At 32.6% G+C, this 16,978-nt stretch carries 15 protein-coding genes and 1 tRNA gene; 6 read left to right on the top strand and 10 right to left on the bottom strand.

Annotated features, from left to right (window positions below; translation table 11 throughout):
- Positions 1-21: 21 nt before the first annotated feature.
- The 4 genes from AC2D6V_RS05520 (at position 22) to AC2D6V_RS05505 (ending at position 6,072) form a co-directional block, all read left to right on the top strand.
- Complete coding sequence (locus tag AC2D6V_RS05520; RefSeq protein WP_484647062.1) at positions 22-2,409, top strand: efflux RND transporter permease subunit; 2,388 nt, start codon at positions 22-24, stop codon at positions 2,407-2,409.
- An 80-nt stretch (positions 2,410-2,489) separates the two neighbouring features.
- Positions 2,490-3,926 (top strand): asparagine--tRNA ligase, encoded by a 1,437-nt coding sequence (gene asnS / locus AC2D6V_RS05515; RefSeq protein WP_484647061.1) that lies wholly within the window; start codon positions 2,490-2,492, stop codon positions 3,924-3,926.
- A gap of 80 nt (positions 3,927-4,006) precedes the next feature.
- Complete coding sequence (gene rpoN, locus AC2D6V_RS05510; protein ID WP_484647059.1) at positions 4,007-5,467, top strand: RNA polymerase factor sigma-54; 1,461 nt, start codon at positions 4,007-4,009, stop codon at positions 5,465-5,467.
- Positions 5,467-6,072, top strand: a complete 606-nt coding sequence (locus AC2D6V_RS05505; RefSeq protein WP_484647057.1) for a hypothetical protein — start codon at positions 5,467-5,469, stop codon at positions 6,070-6,072. The genes rpoN and AC2D6V_RS05505 overlap by 1 nt, the downstream gene beginning before the upstream one ends.
- On the opposite strand, the gene AC2D6V_RS05500 is transcribed toward AC2D6V_RS05505, so the two are convergent.
- The 8 genes from AC2D6V_RS05500 to AC2D6V_RS05465 all read right to left on the bottom strand — a co-directional run bounded on the left by AC2D6V_RS05500 (position 6,067) and on the right by AC2D6V_RS05465 (position 11,200).
- Entirely contained in the window at positions 6,067-6,759 is a 693-nt protein-coding gene (locus AC2D6V_RS05500; RefSeq protein WP_484647055.1) for a porin family protein, read from the bottom strand. The genes AC2D6V_RS05505 and AC2D6V_RS05500 overlap by 6 nt on opposite strands.
- 83 nt (positions 6,760-6,842) lie before the next feature.
- Complete coding sequence (locus tag AC2D6V_RS05495) at positions 6,843-7,322, bottom strand: ExbD/TolR family protein (protein WP_484647052.1); 480 nt, start codon at positions 7,320-7,322, stop codon at positions 6,843-6,845.
- A 23-nt stretch (positions 7,323-7,345) separates the two neighbouring features.
- On the bottom strand, positions 7,346-7,954 hold the full coding sequence (locus AC2D6V_RS05490; RefSeq protein ID WP_484647050.1) for an ExbD/TolR family protein: 609 nt from the start codon (positions 7,952-7,954) through the stop codon (positions 7,346-7,348).
- Between the two features lies 1 nt (position 7,955).
- Positions 7,956-8,360 (bottom strand): hypothetical protein, encoded by a 405-nt coding sequence (locus tag AC2D6V_RS05485; protein WP_484647047.1) that lies wholly within the window; start codon positions 8,358-8,360, stop codon positions 7,956-7,958.
- 20 nt (positions 8,361-8,380) lie between these two features.
- Positions 8,381-9,157, bottom strand: a complete 777-nt coding sequence (locus AC2D6V_RS05480) for a MotA/TolQ/ExbB proton channel family protein (protein WP_298237630.1) — start codon at positions 9,155-9,157, stop codon at positions 8,381-8,383.
- Positions 9,158-9,231: 74 nt separating this feature from the next.
- Positions 9,232-9,319 (bottom strand) — tRNA-Ser (locus AC2D6V_RS05475).
- Between the two features lie 78 nt (positions 9,320-9,397).
- Positions 9,398-10,429 carry an asparaginase gene (locus tag AC2D6V_RS05470; protein ID WP_484647044.1) on the bottom strand — a complete coding sequence of 344 codons (1,032 nt, stop codon included), beginning with the start codon at positions 10,427-10,429 and terminating at the stop codon, positions 9,398-9,400.
- A gap of 3 nt (positions 10,430-10,432) precedes the next feature.
- Entirely contained in the window at positions 10,433-11,200 is a 768-nt protein-coding gene (locus AC2D6V_RS05465; protein ID WP_484647042.1) for a TatD family hydrolase, read from the bottom strand.
- 52 nt (positions 11,201-11,252) lie between these two features.
- On the opposite strand from AC2D6V_RS05465, the gene AC2D6V_RS05460 reads away from it, so the two are divergent.
- Positions 11,253-11,720, top strand: a complete 468-nt coding sequence (locus AC2D6V_RS05460) for a retropepsin-like aspartic protease family protein (RefSeq protein ID WP_484647040.1) — start codon at positions 11,253-11,255, stop codon at positions 11,718-11,720.
- Positions 11,721-11,749: 29 nt separating this feature from the next.
- Positions 11,750-12,382: a response regulator gene (locus AC2D6V_RS05455; RefSeq protein ID WP_484647039.1), complete on the top strand. Its 633-nt coding sequence runs from the start codon at positions 11,750-11,752 to the stop codon at positions 12,380-12,382.
- A 491-nt stretch (positions 12,383-12,873) separates the two neighbouring features.
- Here AC2D6V_RS05455 and odhB read toward each other — a convergent pair whose 3' ends face one another.
- Positions 12,874-14,085: a 2-oxoglutarate dehydrogenase complex dihydrolipoyllysine-residue succinyltransferase gene (gene odhB / locus AC2D6V_RS05450; RefSeq protein ID WP_484647038.1), complete on the bottom strand. Its 1,212-nt coding sequence runs from the start codon at positions 14,083-14,085 to the stop codon at positions 12,874-12,876.
- Positions 14,086-14,114: 29 nt separating this feature from the next.
- Positions 14,115-16,856 carry a 2-oxoglutarate dehydrogenase E1 component gene (locus AC2D6V_RS05445; RefSeq protein WP_484647037.1) on the bottom strand — a complete coding sequence of 914 codons (2,742 nt, stop codon included), beginning with the start codon at positions 16,854-16,856 and terminating at the stop codon, positions 14,115-14,117.
- Positions 16,857-16,978 lie beyond the last annotated feature (122 nt).

Raw genomic sequence — 16,978 nt, 5'->3', positions numbered from 1 at the left:
TGCGCATCTTTATATTAAAGCATGTTTAAACTTTTTACAAAGGATTTTTGGGATGTTACAGCAAGACTAATTCTTCGGAATAAAATTATTATTCTTATTGGTATCGCGATTGTTACTTTTCTATTTAGTACCCAATGGGATAACATGCGGTTTACATATACTGAAGCCAATTTACTTCCAGACGACCACGAAATAAATCTAACTTACAACGATTTTTTAAAAACGTTTGGAGAAGAAGGCAATCTTATTTTATTGGGTGTAAAAGACAGTTCTTTTTTTAATATAAAAAAACTAAATGCTTGGAATAAATTATCGCAAGATTTCAAAAAATATGAAGCTGTTGAAACAGTAATTTCTATAAAAGATTTACAAAAACTTATAAAGGACGTTCCTAATGAAAAATTTAATCTGGAACCTTTTATTAAAGATTCTATCACTTCAATCGAGCAAATAGACAAACTTCAAGAAGAGCTTTTTAACAAATATCCTTTTTACGATAATTTCCTATTTAACGCAGATAGTAAAACAATTAGAACAGCTATTTACCTTAAAAAAGACATTGTAAACACCCCTGCTAGAAAAGAATTTATCGTAGATATTTTAATTCCGAAAATTGAAGCTTTCCAAAATTCTCAAAAATTAGATGTTCGTGTGTCGGGTATGCCATATATTAGAACGCTCAACTCACAAATTATTATTGATGAGATTGGGTGGTTTGTTGGTGCGGCATTATTCGTAACATCTATAATATTCTTTTTCTTTTTCAGATCATTTAGGGCCACTTTTATTTCTTTAGTCGTCGTTTGTATTGGCGTTATGTGGACTCTTGGTATTCTCGGTCTTCTAAATTACGAGATTACCGTGTTAACGGCTCTTATCCCGCCTTTAATTATTGTAATTGGTATTCCAAATTGTATTTTTCTCATTAATAAATATCAACACGAAGTTAAATTACATGGAAACAAAGTAAAATCATTACAAAGGGTTATTACCAAAATTGGTAATGCTACTTTAATGACAAATGTTACCACAGCTTCAGGTTTTGCTACATTCATCCTTACAGAAAGTAAATTACTAAAGGAATTTGGTATTGTTGCATCCTTAAGCATATTGGCAATTTTTATTTTATGCCTTCTTATTATTCCAATAATTTACACCTTTTTACCATTTCCAAAAGAGCGCCATTTAGAGCATTTAAACAAACGCTGGATAGGCGGTTTTGTTGATTGGATGGAATATATGGTAAGGAATAAGCGTATAGCAGTATATGCTACTTCTTTAGTTTTAATTATTGCAAGCATTATAGGTATTTATCAAATAAAAATTTCTGGAAGTTTAATAGAAGATATGCCTAAAAAAACAGAATTTTTTAATGATATACGGTTTTTCGAAAAGGAATTTAATGGTATAATGCCTTTAGAAATTATGATTGACACCAAACGCAAGAAAGGTGTTATGAAATTATCTACTCTAAAGCGTATGAATGAGATTGAAGAATTAATTATTGAAACACCCGAATTATCAAAACCAATATCGATTGTTAGTCTTGTAAAGTATTCGAAGCAAGCTTATTACAATGGTAACCCTAAGTTTTATCAGCTACCATCAGCTCAAGAAAATAGTTTTATTTTATCCTACGCCAAAAACTCATCATCAAATGTAGATCTACTCAAAAACTTTGTTGATAGTACTGGACAATATGCTCGTATCACAACATTTATGAAGGATATTGGTACAGATAAAATGGAACGTATTCAAGAAAATGTTCAAAATAAAATAGATAAAGTTTTTCCTAAAGAACGTTACAATGTTACCATGACAGGAAAAGCACTTGTATTTCAAAAAGGCACGAAGTATTTGGTTAAAAATCTGGCAATATCGTTGTCACTAGCTATTTTATTAATTTCAATTTTTATGGCGTACATGTTTAGATCTGCTAGAATGATTATAGTCTCACTTATTCCAAACTTACTACCTCTTGTCGTCACTGCTGGTTTAATGGGCTACTTAGGAGTTCCTATAAAACCATCTACAATTTTAGTTTTTAGCATCGCTTTTGGTATTTCAGTAGATGACACTATTCATTTCTTAGCTAAATACAGACAAGAATTGCAAGCCAATCAATGGAAAATAAAAATTTCGGTTTATGCTGCCTTAAGAGAAACTGGGGTTAGTATGTTTTACACCTCTATCGTTTTATTCTTTGGTTTTTCGGTATTTACAATTTCGAGTTTCGGCGGAACCGTAGCTTTAGGCGCATTAGTATCTGCAACCTTATTATTTGCTATGCTTTCTAATCTTATTTTGTTACCGTCTTTATTGCTTTCATTAGAGCGAAGTATTGCAAACAAAGAAGTGTTAAGAGAACCTTCAATTAATATTATTCCAGAGGAAGATGAAAGGAATTAATTCCTAATTAGAATTTCACCTTTTCTTCCTTGAAAGCCTAATGGCTTTTTTTATCTTTACTTTTTAAAATTAACTCGTTTATGCAGACATATACTGTTTCAGACTTATTACAAAAAGAGCCATCTATTTTCCATAGCGTTGATATTAAAGGATGGGTAAGAACCTATAGAGCTAATCGATTTATTGCTTTAAATGATGGTTCTACACTAAACAACATTCAATGTGTTGTAGATTTTGAAAAATTTGATGAAGCATTATTAAAGCGTGTCACAACCGGTGCAGCTGTGCATATAACTGGTGACTTAGTAGAAAGCCAAGGGAAAGGGCAAAAAGTTGAAATACAAGTAACTAAATTAGAAGTTTTAGGTGATGCTGACCCTGAAACCTACCCTATTCAACCCAAAAAGCACTCATTCGAATTTTTAAGAGAACAAGCGCATTTACGAACAAGAACTAATACTTTTAGTGCTGTTATGCGCTTGCGTTCATCCTTATCATTTGCAATACATAAATATTTTAACGAGAATGGTTTTTATTATATGCATACGCCAATAATTACAGGAAGTGATGCAGAAGGTGCCGGCGAAATGTTTCGTGTATCAAGTTTGGATGCTAAAAACCCTCCTGTTAACGACGAAGGTCATATAGATTACACCCAAGACTTTTTTGGAAAAGAAACCAACCTCACTGTATCTGGACAATTAGAAGCAGAAACCTATGCCATGTCTTTGGGGAAAGTCTACACTTTTGGTCCTACTTTTAGGGCTGAAAATTCTAATACTTCGCGTCATTTAGCAGAATTCTGGATGATAGAACCAGAAGTAGCTTTTATGGATTTAGCAGGTAATATGGATTTAGCTGAAGATTTTTTAAAGTCTGTATTAAAACATATTTTAGAACATAACCGTGAAGATTTAGACTTTTTAGATACACGTTTGCAAAACGAAGAAAAGTCAAAACCTCAAGCAGAACGAAGCGATATGAGTTTAATTGAGAAATTAAAATTTGTAACAGAAAATAATTTCATGCGTCTTAGTTATACAGAAGCCATAGATATATTGCGTAATTGTAAGCCTAACAAAAAGAAAAAGTTTAATTACATAATTAACGAATGGGGTGCCGATTTACAAAGTGAACACGAACGTTATTTAGTTGAAAAGCATTTTAAATGCCCTGTTATATTGTTTGATTACCCAGCTAATATTAAAGCCTTTTATATGCGATTGAATGAAGATGGGAAAACAGTTCGCGCCATGGATATTTTATTCCCAGGCATTGGCGAAATTGTTGGTGGCGCGCAAAGAGAAGAGCGTTTAGAAGTTTTAAAACAAAAAATGGCAGCCATAGATATCCCTGAAGAAGACTTATGGTGGTATTTAGACCTGCGTAAGTATGGAACAGCTATACATTCTGGTTTTGGATTAGGATTTGAGCGTTTAGTTATGTTTGCTACTGGCATGGGAAACATTAGAGATGTTATTCCATTTCCAAGAACACCTCAAAATGCTGAATTTTAATATTAGAAAGAAAAACAGAAAGCCCCAATAATATAGGATAGAAAGATTTTTTATATTTTTATCTTAAACCAAATCACAATATGCTCAAGCAATATTTACAGTTCAAATTATCGCAAAAATTATCACCGCAACAAATTCAATTGATGAAATTGATACAGTTGCCCACTCAAGCTTTTGAACAAAGATTAAAACAAGAACTTGAGGAAAATCCTGCTTTAGAAGGTGGTAAAGAAGAAAATGATAGTGAATATGATTCAGATTTAGATAATACTGTTGACGATTATAACGACAATGAGACTATTGAAGCCGATGATATAAACGTTGATGACTATTTAAGTGATGATGAAGTTCCAGATTATCGAACACAAGTAAATAATTATAGTAGCGATGATGATGAAAAAACAATTCCATATGCCGCTGGCACATCTTTCACTCAGCACTTAGTAAATCAACTAAACACCTATAGGTTAAGTGAAGAAGAACGTGAAATTGCCGAATTCTTGGTTGGAAGTGTTGATGAAAGCGGATACATTCGTCGTTCTCTTTCAGACATCATGGACGACTTAGCTTTTACTCAAAACGTGTATACTACCGAAGATAAAATTCAATATGTTTTACGCATTGTACATCAACTAGACCCAGCAGGTGTAGGAGCAAGAAATTTACAAGAATGTTTGAGTATTCAACTTCACCGAAGAGAGAAATCGGCTGATGTTGAGCTTGCTATTGATATAATTGACAACGCTTTCGACCAATTCACAAAAAAGCACTATAAAAAACTACTTCAAAAATTTGATATTTCTGAAATGCAATTGAAGGATGCCATTTCTGAAATTGAACATTTAAACCCGAAACCTGGAGGTTCATATTCTGGAAATAACAGAATTGTAGAACATGTAGTTCCAGATTTTGCTATTAAAATTGTTGATGGCGAATTAGAGCTTACACTTAATGGACGAAATGCTCCAGAATTGCATGTTTCTAGAGAGTATAACAACATGTTAAAAGGGTATAAAGAATCTAAGGATAAATCGAAATCTCAAAAAGATGCTGTTATATTTATAAAGCAGAAATTGGATGCTGCTAAATGGTTTATCGAAGCTATAAAGCAGCGTCAACAGACTTTATTCGTTACCATGAGCGCGATTATGCATTATCAAAAGGAGTATTTTCTAACAGGTGACGAGCGTAACTTAAAACCTATGATTCTTAAAGATGTTGCAGATGAAATTTCCATGGATGTTTCTACAGTATCTCGAGTTGCAAATAGTAAGTACGTAGACACGCCTTATGGTACTAAATTGATTAAAGAGTTTTTCTCAGAATCAATGAAAAATGATCAAGGTGAAGATGTTTCAACAAGAGAAATTAAAAAAATTCTTGAAACTGTTATTGAAGAAGAAAACAAAAGAAAACCTTTAACAGATGAAAATTTAGCAAAAATTTTAAAAGAAAAAGGATATCCAATTGCACGAAGAACTGTAGCTAAATATAGGGAGCAACTAGATATTCCTGTTGCGCGTCTACGTAAAAAAATATAATGGATAAAATTCTAAGAAGCATCTCGTTTATTTTTCATCCATTACTAATGCCAATACTTGGTGTTATTTTTTATTTTGCTAAATCTCCTCGCTACATCCCTCCAGAAATTATCCAAGCTAAATTAGTGTCGCTCTTTATTCTTACGGTAATATTACCTATTCTATTATACTTTTTACTCAAGACTTTAGGGAAAGTTAAATCGATTTATTTAGAGTCTGCAAGAGAGCGTATTTTTCCTCTGACTTTAAATTTTGGGGTTATTCTTATTGTATTACAGCGTATTTTAACACCAACCCAGGTCATTGAACTTTACTATTTTTTTGTGGGTGTTTTAATATCTACACTAGCGTGTCTAATCCTAGCTGTATTAAAATTTAAAGCTAGCATACACATGATGGCTGTATCTGGATTATTTATGTTTTTTATCGCCCTAAGTATTCATTTTAGCATCAATATAAATGGTACATTGGCTTTAATGGCAATTATAATTGGTGGTGTAGCTACTTCAAGACTTCATTTAAAAGCTCACACGAATAAAGAATTAATAATTGGTGTTTTTATAGGACTGACTCCCCAGCTACTGTTAGTTAACTATTGGCTATAAAATATAAAACATCAAGCCTACCTTAACAGCATTAATATCCAATTGATTACCGTCTAAAAGAGAGTCACTTGAAAAAATTGGATTTAAACCATAGTAGACATTTATATTCCAAGTATTATAACCAACACTTAAGGTTAATCCGTATTGAAAATCATTAAAATCGGAAATGTTACTATGTTTAATCGAACCAAAATCACCCCTGTACTTGGTGGTATGCGTAAACATATATCCAATTTTAAACCCAGTATAAATTCTCCAAAATTTATATTCTGTAAGTGTAGAAGTTCGCCATCTAAATTCAAAAGGAAGTTCAATTAAATGCGTGGAAAATTTGTTTTTTGTAAACGTGCTATTATCATCTAAAATAATAAAAGTACTATTCCCCAAATTGTCCTTGTCAATAAGTAAATTCTGATTATACGAGTTTGAAGAAATTCCAAGACCTATTCCAAAGGCAACATTTCTTTTTTTATTAATAGGCATATCTCTAATAAAGCCCAAATGAAAACCACTTGAAAATCCTGTTTGGGAAAGATTCATTGGTTTTTTACCCAATAAATTATATGAAACACCAATGTAAAACTGATCCTCGCGATATAAAGAATCTTCAACTTTATTGGAAAATTCTTGAGCACACACAAGATGCGAATAAAAAAAAGTCCCAACTAAAATTAATAGCTTTTTCAATTGCTAATACTTTGATATTTCGTTATAAAAAAAGGCATCCTAACGAATGCCTTAATCTATTAACAAATTTTATTAAGATGATATTATTTCATATTAGTCAATGCATCACCACTACCTGTTGTGTAGTTTATCTTTAATGCATTAACTTTTCTTAGTTCTTGTTTCACATCACCAACAATACCCATATTTGCTTCTTTATCAACCTTTAAAGACACTGTTAAGAAAGGAATAAGTTCTTCTCTTAAAGCTGCTCTCTCGGCACTAATAAAAGGTGCTATATCCTTAATATCGGCAAACTTATCATTAAGTTGAATTCTAGCTTCTGTACCAAATTTTTTATAATTGGTACTAGGTTTTCCCATGTAGACATAACTAATAGGATTCTTTTTATCCAATTTTTCAATTTGGTCTGCCACAGGTAAAGCATTTTGTATCATTAATGTATCCTCCCTCATTACGGTAGCAACCATAAAAAAGAATAATAACATAAATACAATATCTGGTAATGATGCTGTATTTACAGGAGGTAATCCTCCATCTTTTTTCTTCTTAAATTTAGACATAATTATATTTATTTAATTCTAAATTATTCTATTACTTCAGAGAATTTCTGAGGAATTTCAACCTTAATTTGGTCAATAACCGCTTTTAACTTTTCCTTATTTCCTGTCCATCGAACATCTTTATAATTCGATTGCATCTTAATGAAATCCATTCCTGAAAATCCTTTTTGAGGACCAATTTGTAGTGCTCTTCTGTTTCTTAAAACATTATAAGCTGCAACAATCTCATTTTGAACGGCAATATATGCCGCATAAGATGTTTCGCGATCGTTCTTCAAAGAGATAATGGCTTTATCTGGATTATCAGATGAAGATGGATCTTTTCTTCCTTGGCAATAATTACAACTACCATCACCTCCGTTATCCAAAAACTCAGTTGCCGCTACTCTTAAATTTTTAAGCTCCATTAACTCATCCTCTACAAGCAATTGATCCTTACCATTAATTAAAACAGTAAAAATGTTTTTCTGCTTGATGATTACATCCTCTTCAGATTCTTCCATTGGAGGAAGTTTACGGTTTATACCTGAATCTTTTTCAATGGTTGTGGTAACCAAGAAAAAAATCAAAAGTAAGAAGGCAATGTCGGCCATTGAGCCTGCATTAACTTCTGGTGCTGCTCGTTTTGCCATATTATTTTATCATTTTTTTAATTCCAGAGAACAACATAGTACCTCCAGCAATAAAAATAAGTGCATAGAATAAGTAGAGTCCTGCTCCAATTAACTTAGATCCACCTGCAGATAATGTCCCACCTTCTTTTAAAGGTGTTTCGACACCTGTTGCTAAGAAGTAGCATATTATAGCTAGCAAAGCAAATGATCCCACTCCTTTAAGAGTGCTTTTAAGCGTTGCTGCATCAGAAAATAAATTAAGTATAGTAAATAGTAGAACAGACACTAAAACTATTGCTAATGTAATATAGGCGATAAATAATACACTACCTATTTGACCCTCGTTGCCAGAAGCTAACATTGCTGTAAAAACAATGCCTGCAATAGCTAAAACAAAAGCCACTATTTTGAATATTTTGTGCATAATAGTTTATGTTTTAGTTATTACTTCTTTTGTCTTATCAATAAATCCATTAACGTAATAGAAGCATCTTCCATACTGTTAACAATGCTATCTATTTTAGCAATAATATAGTTGTAAAAAATTTGAAGTATAATCGCCACGATTAAACCAAATACCGTAGTTAAAAGTGCTACTTTAATACCACCTGCAACTAAAGAAGGGTTCATATCCCCAGCAGCTTCAATTTTATCAAATGCCTGAATCATACCAATTACTGTACCCATGAAACCTAACATTGGTGCCAATGCGATAAATAATGAAATCCAAGATACATTTTTCTCTAATTGTCCCATTTGAACACCACCATAAGCTACAACAGCTTTTTCAGCAGCTTCAAGACCTTCGTCCGTTCTATCTAAACCTTGATAATATATGGAGGCGATAGGACCTTTTGTATTTCTACAAACTTCCTTCGCAGCTTCCACACCACCTGAAGATAAAGCATCTTCAACTTCTTGAGATAATTTTTTAGTGTTTGTAGTTGAAAGGTTTAAAAAGATAATTCTCTCAATAGCGATAGCTAGTCCTAGAATTAAACATAGCAATACAATCCCCATAAAGCCAGGGCCACCTTCAATAAATCGTTTCTTTAAATCTTGATGGAAACTCGCTTCTTCTTCAGCAGGAGCTGCATCGTCTTGTGTTGTACTTGCTACAGTTATTACCGCTGTACTCGTGTTTGCACTTGTAGTTGCATTAACAGTAGTTCCGAAAGCCATCATTCCTGAAATGGCAAGGATAGAAAATAATCTTTTCATGTTCTCGATCTTAATTTTATTAGTTAAAGTGTTAAAGATATAAAAAAAAAGCAATTAAAAAATAAAAATATCAGCAGAGAGGAAGGGATTCGAACCCTCGATACCCTTTTGAGGTATACACACTTTCCAGGCGTGCGCCTTCGACCACTCGGCCACCTCTCTTTATATTAATAGCTTAAAATTTTATGGATGCTCAAATAACAAAAAAATCTTTGAATGATAAAACTTTAGCCGTTAATTTTAAGACATTTCTCCTCGCAATGGACTTTCGAACGTGGTTTTGAAGGTTTTAGCTGAAATATTTTCTCCTAATAAATACATTAGTTTTGTTATCGCGGCTTCTGTAGTTATGTCTTTTCCTGAAAAAACTCCCATCTTTTTTAGTTCGCTACTGGTATCATAATGCCCCATAATAACACTTCCGCCAGAACATTGTGTAACATTTATAATATGAATATTGTTAGAAATAGCTTCTTTTAATAAATCGATAAACCATTTTTCTGTAGTACAATTTCCAGCTCCATAAGTTTCTAACACAACACCTTTTAAATTTGGCGTATTCAAAATACTACTCAAAAGCGATTCTGAAATACCGGGAAAGAGCTTTACAATGGCTACATCTTCATCGAAATTATAACCGACCTTCAATGCTTTTCTTTTATTATTGTTTAATAAATATTCTTTATTGACTTTTAAATGCACACCAGATTCTGCCAAATCCGGATAATTTGGAGACGTAAATGCCTCAAAATGTTCCGCATTAATTTTTGTAGTTCTATTAGCTCTGTATAATTTATATTCAAAATACAAACACACTTCTCTAATCACTGGCGCATTTCTATATTGTAAAGCAGCTACTTGAATTGATGTTATTAAATTTTCCTTGGCATCGGTTCTTAAATCTCCAATAGGTAATTGGGAGCCAGTAAACACAACAGGTTTTGCTAAATTTTCAAACATAAAACTTAATGCTGAAGATGTGTAACTCATTGTATCGCTTCCATGAAGCACGACAAAACCATCAAACTCATTGTAATTACTTTCTATAATTTTTGCAATTTCTACCCAATACTTAGGATTCATGTTACTAGAATCTATAGGTGTTTTAAATGAAATGGTATCTATATGACAATCTATTAAGTTTAATTCTGGAATTTTCTTAAGTAGATTTTTAAAATTAAATGCTTTAAGAGCTCCCGTATTAAAATCCTTAACCATCCCTATGGTTCCTCCCGTATAGATTAATAATATATTTGGTTTTGACTTTGCCATTATTTACACTTTAAAAATATCTTTAGAATTATTGGTTGTAATATTTGCAATATCCTCTAAAGGCATATTATATATAAAAGATAATTTTTCCAAGACATATATTATATAGGAACTTTCATTGCGTTTTCCACGATATGGTACCGGGGATAAATAGGGTGAATCAGTTTCTAAAACAATATGTTTTAGGTCTATTTGATTCAAGAATTTATCAATCTTTCCATTTTTAAAAGTGGCTACTCCTCCAATTCCTAATTTCATATTATAAGAAATAGCTTGATGCGCTTGCTCCAAAGTTCCTGTAAAGCAATGAAAAATACCAAATAAATCATCACTTTTCTCCGTTTCCAAAACTTCAAAAATCTCATCAAAAGCCTCTCTACAATGTATAACAATTGGTAATTTGTATTTTTTTGCCAATTGAATTTGCGTTTTGAAGGCTTTCTTCTGGATTTCTAGCGTTGATTTATCCCAATACAAATCAATACCAATTTCACCAATGGCATAAAATTTATGTTTTGCTAGCATGACTTCAACATGATTTAATTCGCCCAAATAATTGTCTTTAACATGTGTGGGATGCAAGCCCATCATTAAAAACATGTTTTCAGGATAATCATTTTCTAATTGAAGCATAGCTTCTGTATAAGTTGAATCTATAGACGGAATAAAAAATCTTGAAACTCCCTTATCAATAGCCTTATTAATTATAACATCTCTATCTTCATCAAAAGCTTCACTATATAAATGCGTGTGCGTATCGGTAATTATCATGGTGTAAAAATAATTGTTTTTACATGATTATATTTGCTTAAACTGAAATAGTATGGACACGCTTCAAGAATTTCTTCTAAATAGAAACTATACCAAGGTAAAACTCCATCTTACCAGAACAAATCATTTTGAAATTAAAGCTACTATTAATGGTGTAAAAGGTCTTTTTATTTTAGATACAGGCGCGTCTAGTTCATGCGTGGGTTTTGAAGCCATTGAAACTTTTAAATTAAACGCTGAAGATTCCATTATTAAAGCTGCTGGTGCAGGCGCCATAGATATGGATACCAAAATGGCAAAAAAAAATAAAGTAAAAATTGGTAAATGGCAACATAATAAGATTGCTTTGGTGTTATTTAACTTAACCCATGTAAACACTGCGCTTATAAATCATAATTCTAAACCCGTTGACGGTATTATAGGAGCGGATATTTTAAAAAAAGCTAAAGCTGTTATAGATTATGAAAAGAAATATCTATATTTAAAATTACAAAACCTTATTGATCCTGATTTAAGGTAATTATTAATAGCTATTATCACGAAAAATTAATGAATACATCAATTGTTATTGCGGATGACCATCCTCTTATGCTTCGTGGTCTTACCGATTTTTTAACATCAAAAGGGTTCAATATTTTAGGAAGTGCAGAAGACGGGAAATCTGCTTATAATCTCATTGTTAAACTTAAGCCTCAAATAGCCATTCTAGACATAAGGATGCCATATATGACAGGGTTAGAAATTGCTGAAGCATGCCAGAAAAATGAATTGAAAACTAAAATTATATTAATAACATTTGATAAAGAAGAAGTGCTTTATGATCAAGCAAAAACATTTGGGGTTTATGGTTACATTTTAAAAGAGTTTGCTGTTGAAGAAATTGAAACTTGTATCACTCAAGTGGTAAATGGTAAGCTTTATTTTAGTAAAGAAATTACAACTTACCTTAACAAAAGTAATTTAGAACAAAAACCTGAAGTTTTAGATTCGTTGACTAAATCTGAATTAAAAATATTAAAGCTCATTTCCGAAAATAAAACCAGTCAAGAAATAGCTGATATTCTTTCTGTATCTATTAAAACAATACATAAACACAGAAGCCATATTGTTGGCAAGTTACATTTAGAAAATAAACCTACCTCACTTTCTGTTTGGGCCAACTTAAATAAAGACTTTCTCTAAAAAATACGCATAAGTGCGTATTTTTTAAACCATCTTTCTTACTTATCTTTACAGTGCTATTAATTAGTTCTTAGGGAGAATTATAGAAAGCTCTAAATTGTAATGATTTAGAGCTTTCGTTTTTTAATAAATTACCGTTTTATTTAAAAATACGCACTAGTGCGTATTTTTTTTTAAGTAAATCTATTCTACCTTTATCTTGCTATTAATAGTTCTTTTGAGAGAGAATTTTTAATAAAACTCTGTGCTGTAAAGGCACAGAGTTTCCTATTAAAACAACTATTAGCCCCAACCTATAATTAAATACAAGCCTATGAAAAAAGATCGCAACTTTTTAGAAAAGATTGTTATTATTGGTATGATTATATTAATTGTTACAATAATCTCAATCAATATTATTAGTAATTATTTATAGTCTTTAATTAGTTAGTTAAAAAAGGGGGCTTTCTGTAAACAGAAGGCCCCCTTTTGGATTTATAAATCTTGCTTTTTTATAGCTCTAGCGTCTTTTTAATGTCATTATTCATTAACAACTCAACTGGATTTTCTAAAGCTTCTTTTACTGCAACTAAGAACCCGACACTTTCTTTGCCATCAATTATTCTGTGGTCATAAGATAACGCCACATACATTATTGGTCGAATTTCCACCTTTCCATCTATGGCAACAGGGCGCTCAACAATGTTGTGCATTCCTAAAATACCACTTTGTGGTGGGTTTATTATTGGTGTAGATAACATACTTCCAAAAACACCTCCATTTGATATTGTAAAGGTTCCTCCTGTCATTTCATCAACAGTAATCTGTCCATCTCTTGCACGAATAGCCAATCGTTTTACTTCAGACTCAACACCTCTAAAGCTTAAGTTTTCAACATTTCGCATTACTGGCACCATAAGTCCTTTAGGTCCAGAAACGGCTATACTAATATCACAGAAATCATATGATAACATTTCTTTACCATCAATCATAGAATTTACAGCAGGGTACATTTTTAAGGCTCTAACAACTGCCAAAGTAAAGAAGCTCATAAACCCTAATCCTACCCCATGTTTTGTCTTGAAGGTTTCTTTATATTCTGAGCGCAATGAAAAAATAGGAGACATATCAACCTCATTAAAGGTCGTTAACATCGCCGTTGTGTTTTTAGCTTCTACTAATCGTTCCGCTACTTTACGACGCAACATAGACATTTTACTCCTTGAAGTACCGCGACCACCTCCTGTTGGTGTTCCCATAGAAGGCACTGCATTTGCAGCATCATCCTTTGTAATTCTTCCATCTTTTCCAGTGCCCGATACTGAACTAGCATCCATACCTTTTTCAGCTAAGATCTTTTTTGCTGCAGGACTTGCGCTACCAGTAGCATAAGTCTTGGTTTCAGTAGTCGCTGTTTTTGAAGTTTCAACTTTTGGCGCTTCCTCTTTTTCTTCAGCCTTAGGAGTTTCACTTCCTTCAGGTTTTCCGCCATCTGTATCAATTAAGCAAACTACAGCTCCAACCGCTACAGCATCACCTTCTTCAGCTTTAAGTGTTATAATCCCACTTACTTCTGCAGGTAATTCAAGTGTTGCTTTATCGCTATCTACCTCTGCAATGGCTTGATCTTTTTCAACATAATCACCATCTTCAACTAACCATGCAGCTATTTCAACTTCTGTAATAGACTCACCTGGTGAAGGCACTTTCATTTCTAAAATCATTCTTTATAATTTTAATTATATCTTAATTTCTATTCTATATCGAAAACAGCATTAATAACGCGTTGTTGTCTTCTTTTATCTCGGGTACTAGATCCTGGCGCTGGTACAGAACTGTATGATCTTGAACAAACTTCTAATTTAACTAAATCCATACGCTGAGCTAGATAACTCCATGCTCCCATATTCTTTGGTTCCTCCTGTGCCCAAATATATTTTTCTGTTTTTGGGTACGAGTCAATTATATGCTGAATTTTATCTAAGTGAAGTGGAAATAATTGTTCCACTCTAACCAATGCAACATCTTTTCTTTCAAGAAATTCTCTTGCTGCCAATAAATCATAATAAAACTTACCAGTACAAAAAACTAATTTTTTTACTTGACTTCTATCTATTGTATCGTTTATGATTTCCTGAAATTTCCCTGTAGCCAATTCATTTATAGAGGATACCGCTTGCGGGTGTCGCAGCAAGCTTTTAGGTGTAAATACAATAAGTGGTTTTCTAAAATTACGCTTCATTTGACGGCGCAATAAGTGAAAAAAATTCGCAGGTGTCGTACAATTTGCAACAATCATATTGTCTTCTCCACAAAGTTGCAAATAACGCTCAATTCTCGCTGACGAATGCTCTGATCCTTGTCCTTCATATCCATGAGGTAATAGCACCACAATGCCATTTTGTGATTTCCACTTGTCTTCAGCTGCCGCTAAATACTGATCGAAAATTATTTGAGCTCCATTACTAAAATCTCCAAACTGTGCTTCCCAAACAGTAAGAGTATTGGGATTCGCCATTGCATAACCATAATCAAAACCAAGTACGCCATATTCTGATAAAAAGGAATTATAAATATCCATTTTACCTTTATTTTCTGGGTTTGTATTTAATAGATTTATACGTTCCTCAGAAATCTCATCACGTAAAATAGCATGTCGATGACTAAATGTACCACGCTCTACATCTTGCCCAGAAATTCTAATATTAAACCCTTCTTCCATTAAACTTCCATAAGCCAAGGTCTCTGCCATACCCCAATCTAAAGTATCGGTTACAAAAACCATTTTTGCTCTACCGTTTAAAATACGTTCAGCTTTACGTAAAAATTTTACGCCTTCTGGAACTGTAGAAACCACTTTAGAAATATTTTCTAATTTATTTTTAGGATAATTAGTCGCAACTGTTTTCAACATCGAATCTAATCCTTGACGTTCAAAATCTGTCCATCGTTCTTGCATGAACTCCCTAACTTTAGAAGATTCTGCTTTTTTAGACTTATCATATTCACGCTCTAATGTGGCTCTAAAATCTGCTACAATTTTATCTAAATATGCTTTATCTATTGTATTTTCAGCAATTAGTTTTTCTGAATATATTTTAAATGGATTATCATGTCTTGATATGTTCTTGTAAAGTTTAGGTTGTGTAAAACGAGGTTCATCACCTTCATTATGTCCATATTTCCTGTAACCTAACAAATCAATATAAACATCTTTTTTATAACGCATTCTGTACTCCAAAGCCATTTCAACAGCATGTACAACAGCTTCGGCATCATCTGCGTTAACATGCAATACTGGTGATAAGGTTACTTTTGCAACATCGGTACAATAGGTACTTGAGCGTGCATCCAAATAATTAGTTGTAAAACCTATTTGATTATTAACCACTATATGGATGGTTCCTCCAGTTTTATATCCATTTAAACGGCTCATTTGAGCTACTTCATAAACAATACCTTGTCCAGCAATTGCTGCATCTCCATGCACAATTATTGGTAAAATTTTAGAATCGTCTCCATCATAATCGGCATCAATTTTTGCTCGCGTAATACCTTCGGCCACAGGAGCAACAGTCTCTAAATGAGATGGATTTGGAACCAAATTCATTTTGATGTTTTTTCCATTTTGATAGGTTTTATCTAAAGTCAAACCTAAATGATACTTCACATCACCGTCAATGCTTTCATCCTCAAAATCTTTTCCATCAAATTCACTAAAAAGTTCATTTACTGGTTTCCTAAAAATATTAACCAACGTGCTTAATCGGCCCCGGTGTGCCATTCCTAATACACATTCTTTAACACCATACTTTTCAACAGAATAAAAAAGTACATTACTAATAGCTGGAATTAAGGATTCGCCACCTTCTAATGAAAAACGTTTCTGGCCAACATATTTTGTCTGCAAAAAGTTCTCGAAAGTAACTGCTTGATTAAGCTTGGAAAGAATATACTTTTTTGTTTCTGCAGAGTAATTAGGTTGATTATCGTTCTTGTTAAGTTGTTCTTGCCACCATTTTATAACTTCTGGATTACGTAGATACATATATTCTACTCCAATAGAACTACAATAAATATTTTCTAAATGAACTACAATTTCTCTTAAAGTTTTCGCGCCAATACCTAAAGTTTCGCCAGCATTAAAAACGGTATTTAAATCCTCATCTGAAAGTCCAAAATTTTCTAAATCTAAAGTTGGAAAATAACTCCTGCGTTCTCTAACAGGATTAGTTTTTGTAAACAAATGTCCACGCATTCTGTAACCGTCAATAAGTTTTACAACTTGGAATTCTTTTTGAACATGCTCTGGAATTTGGGTGGAAACACCTTCCACAACCTCTCCATCTAGCCCATAGTTTTCACTACCAAAATCATACCCTTGAAAAAAGGCTCTCCAACTCGGTTCTACAGAATCTGGATTTTGTATATATTGATTGTATAAATCAGCAAAATAAGCTGTGTGTGCTGCGTTTAAAAATGAAAATTTATCCATTATTATATATAATACCCTTAGGCTTAGTCAAAATATTCTTCAAAAATACAACTTTTACCAAAATTAGATGTTTGTTTTGTTATATTTATAAGCGGATAATCATAATTTGATAAACACCTTTA

This window comes from Algibacter sp. YIN40 (genome assembly GCF_057219435.1).
This window is presented reverse-complemented; position numbering and strand designations above follow the sequence as displayed.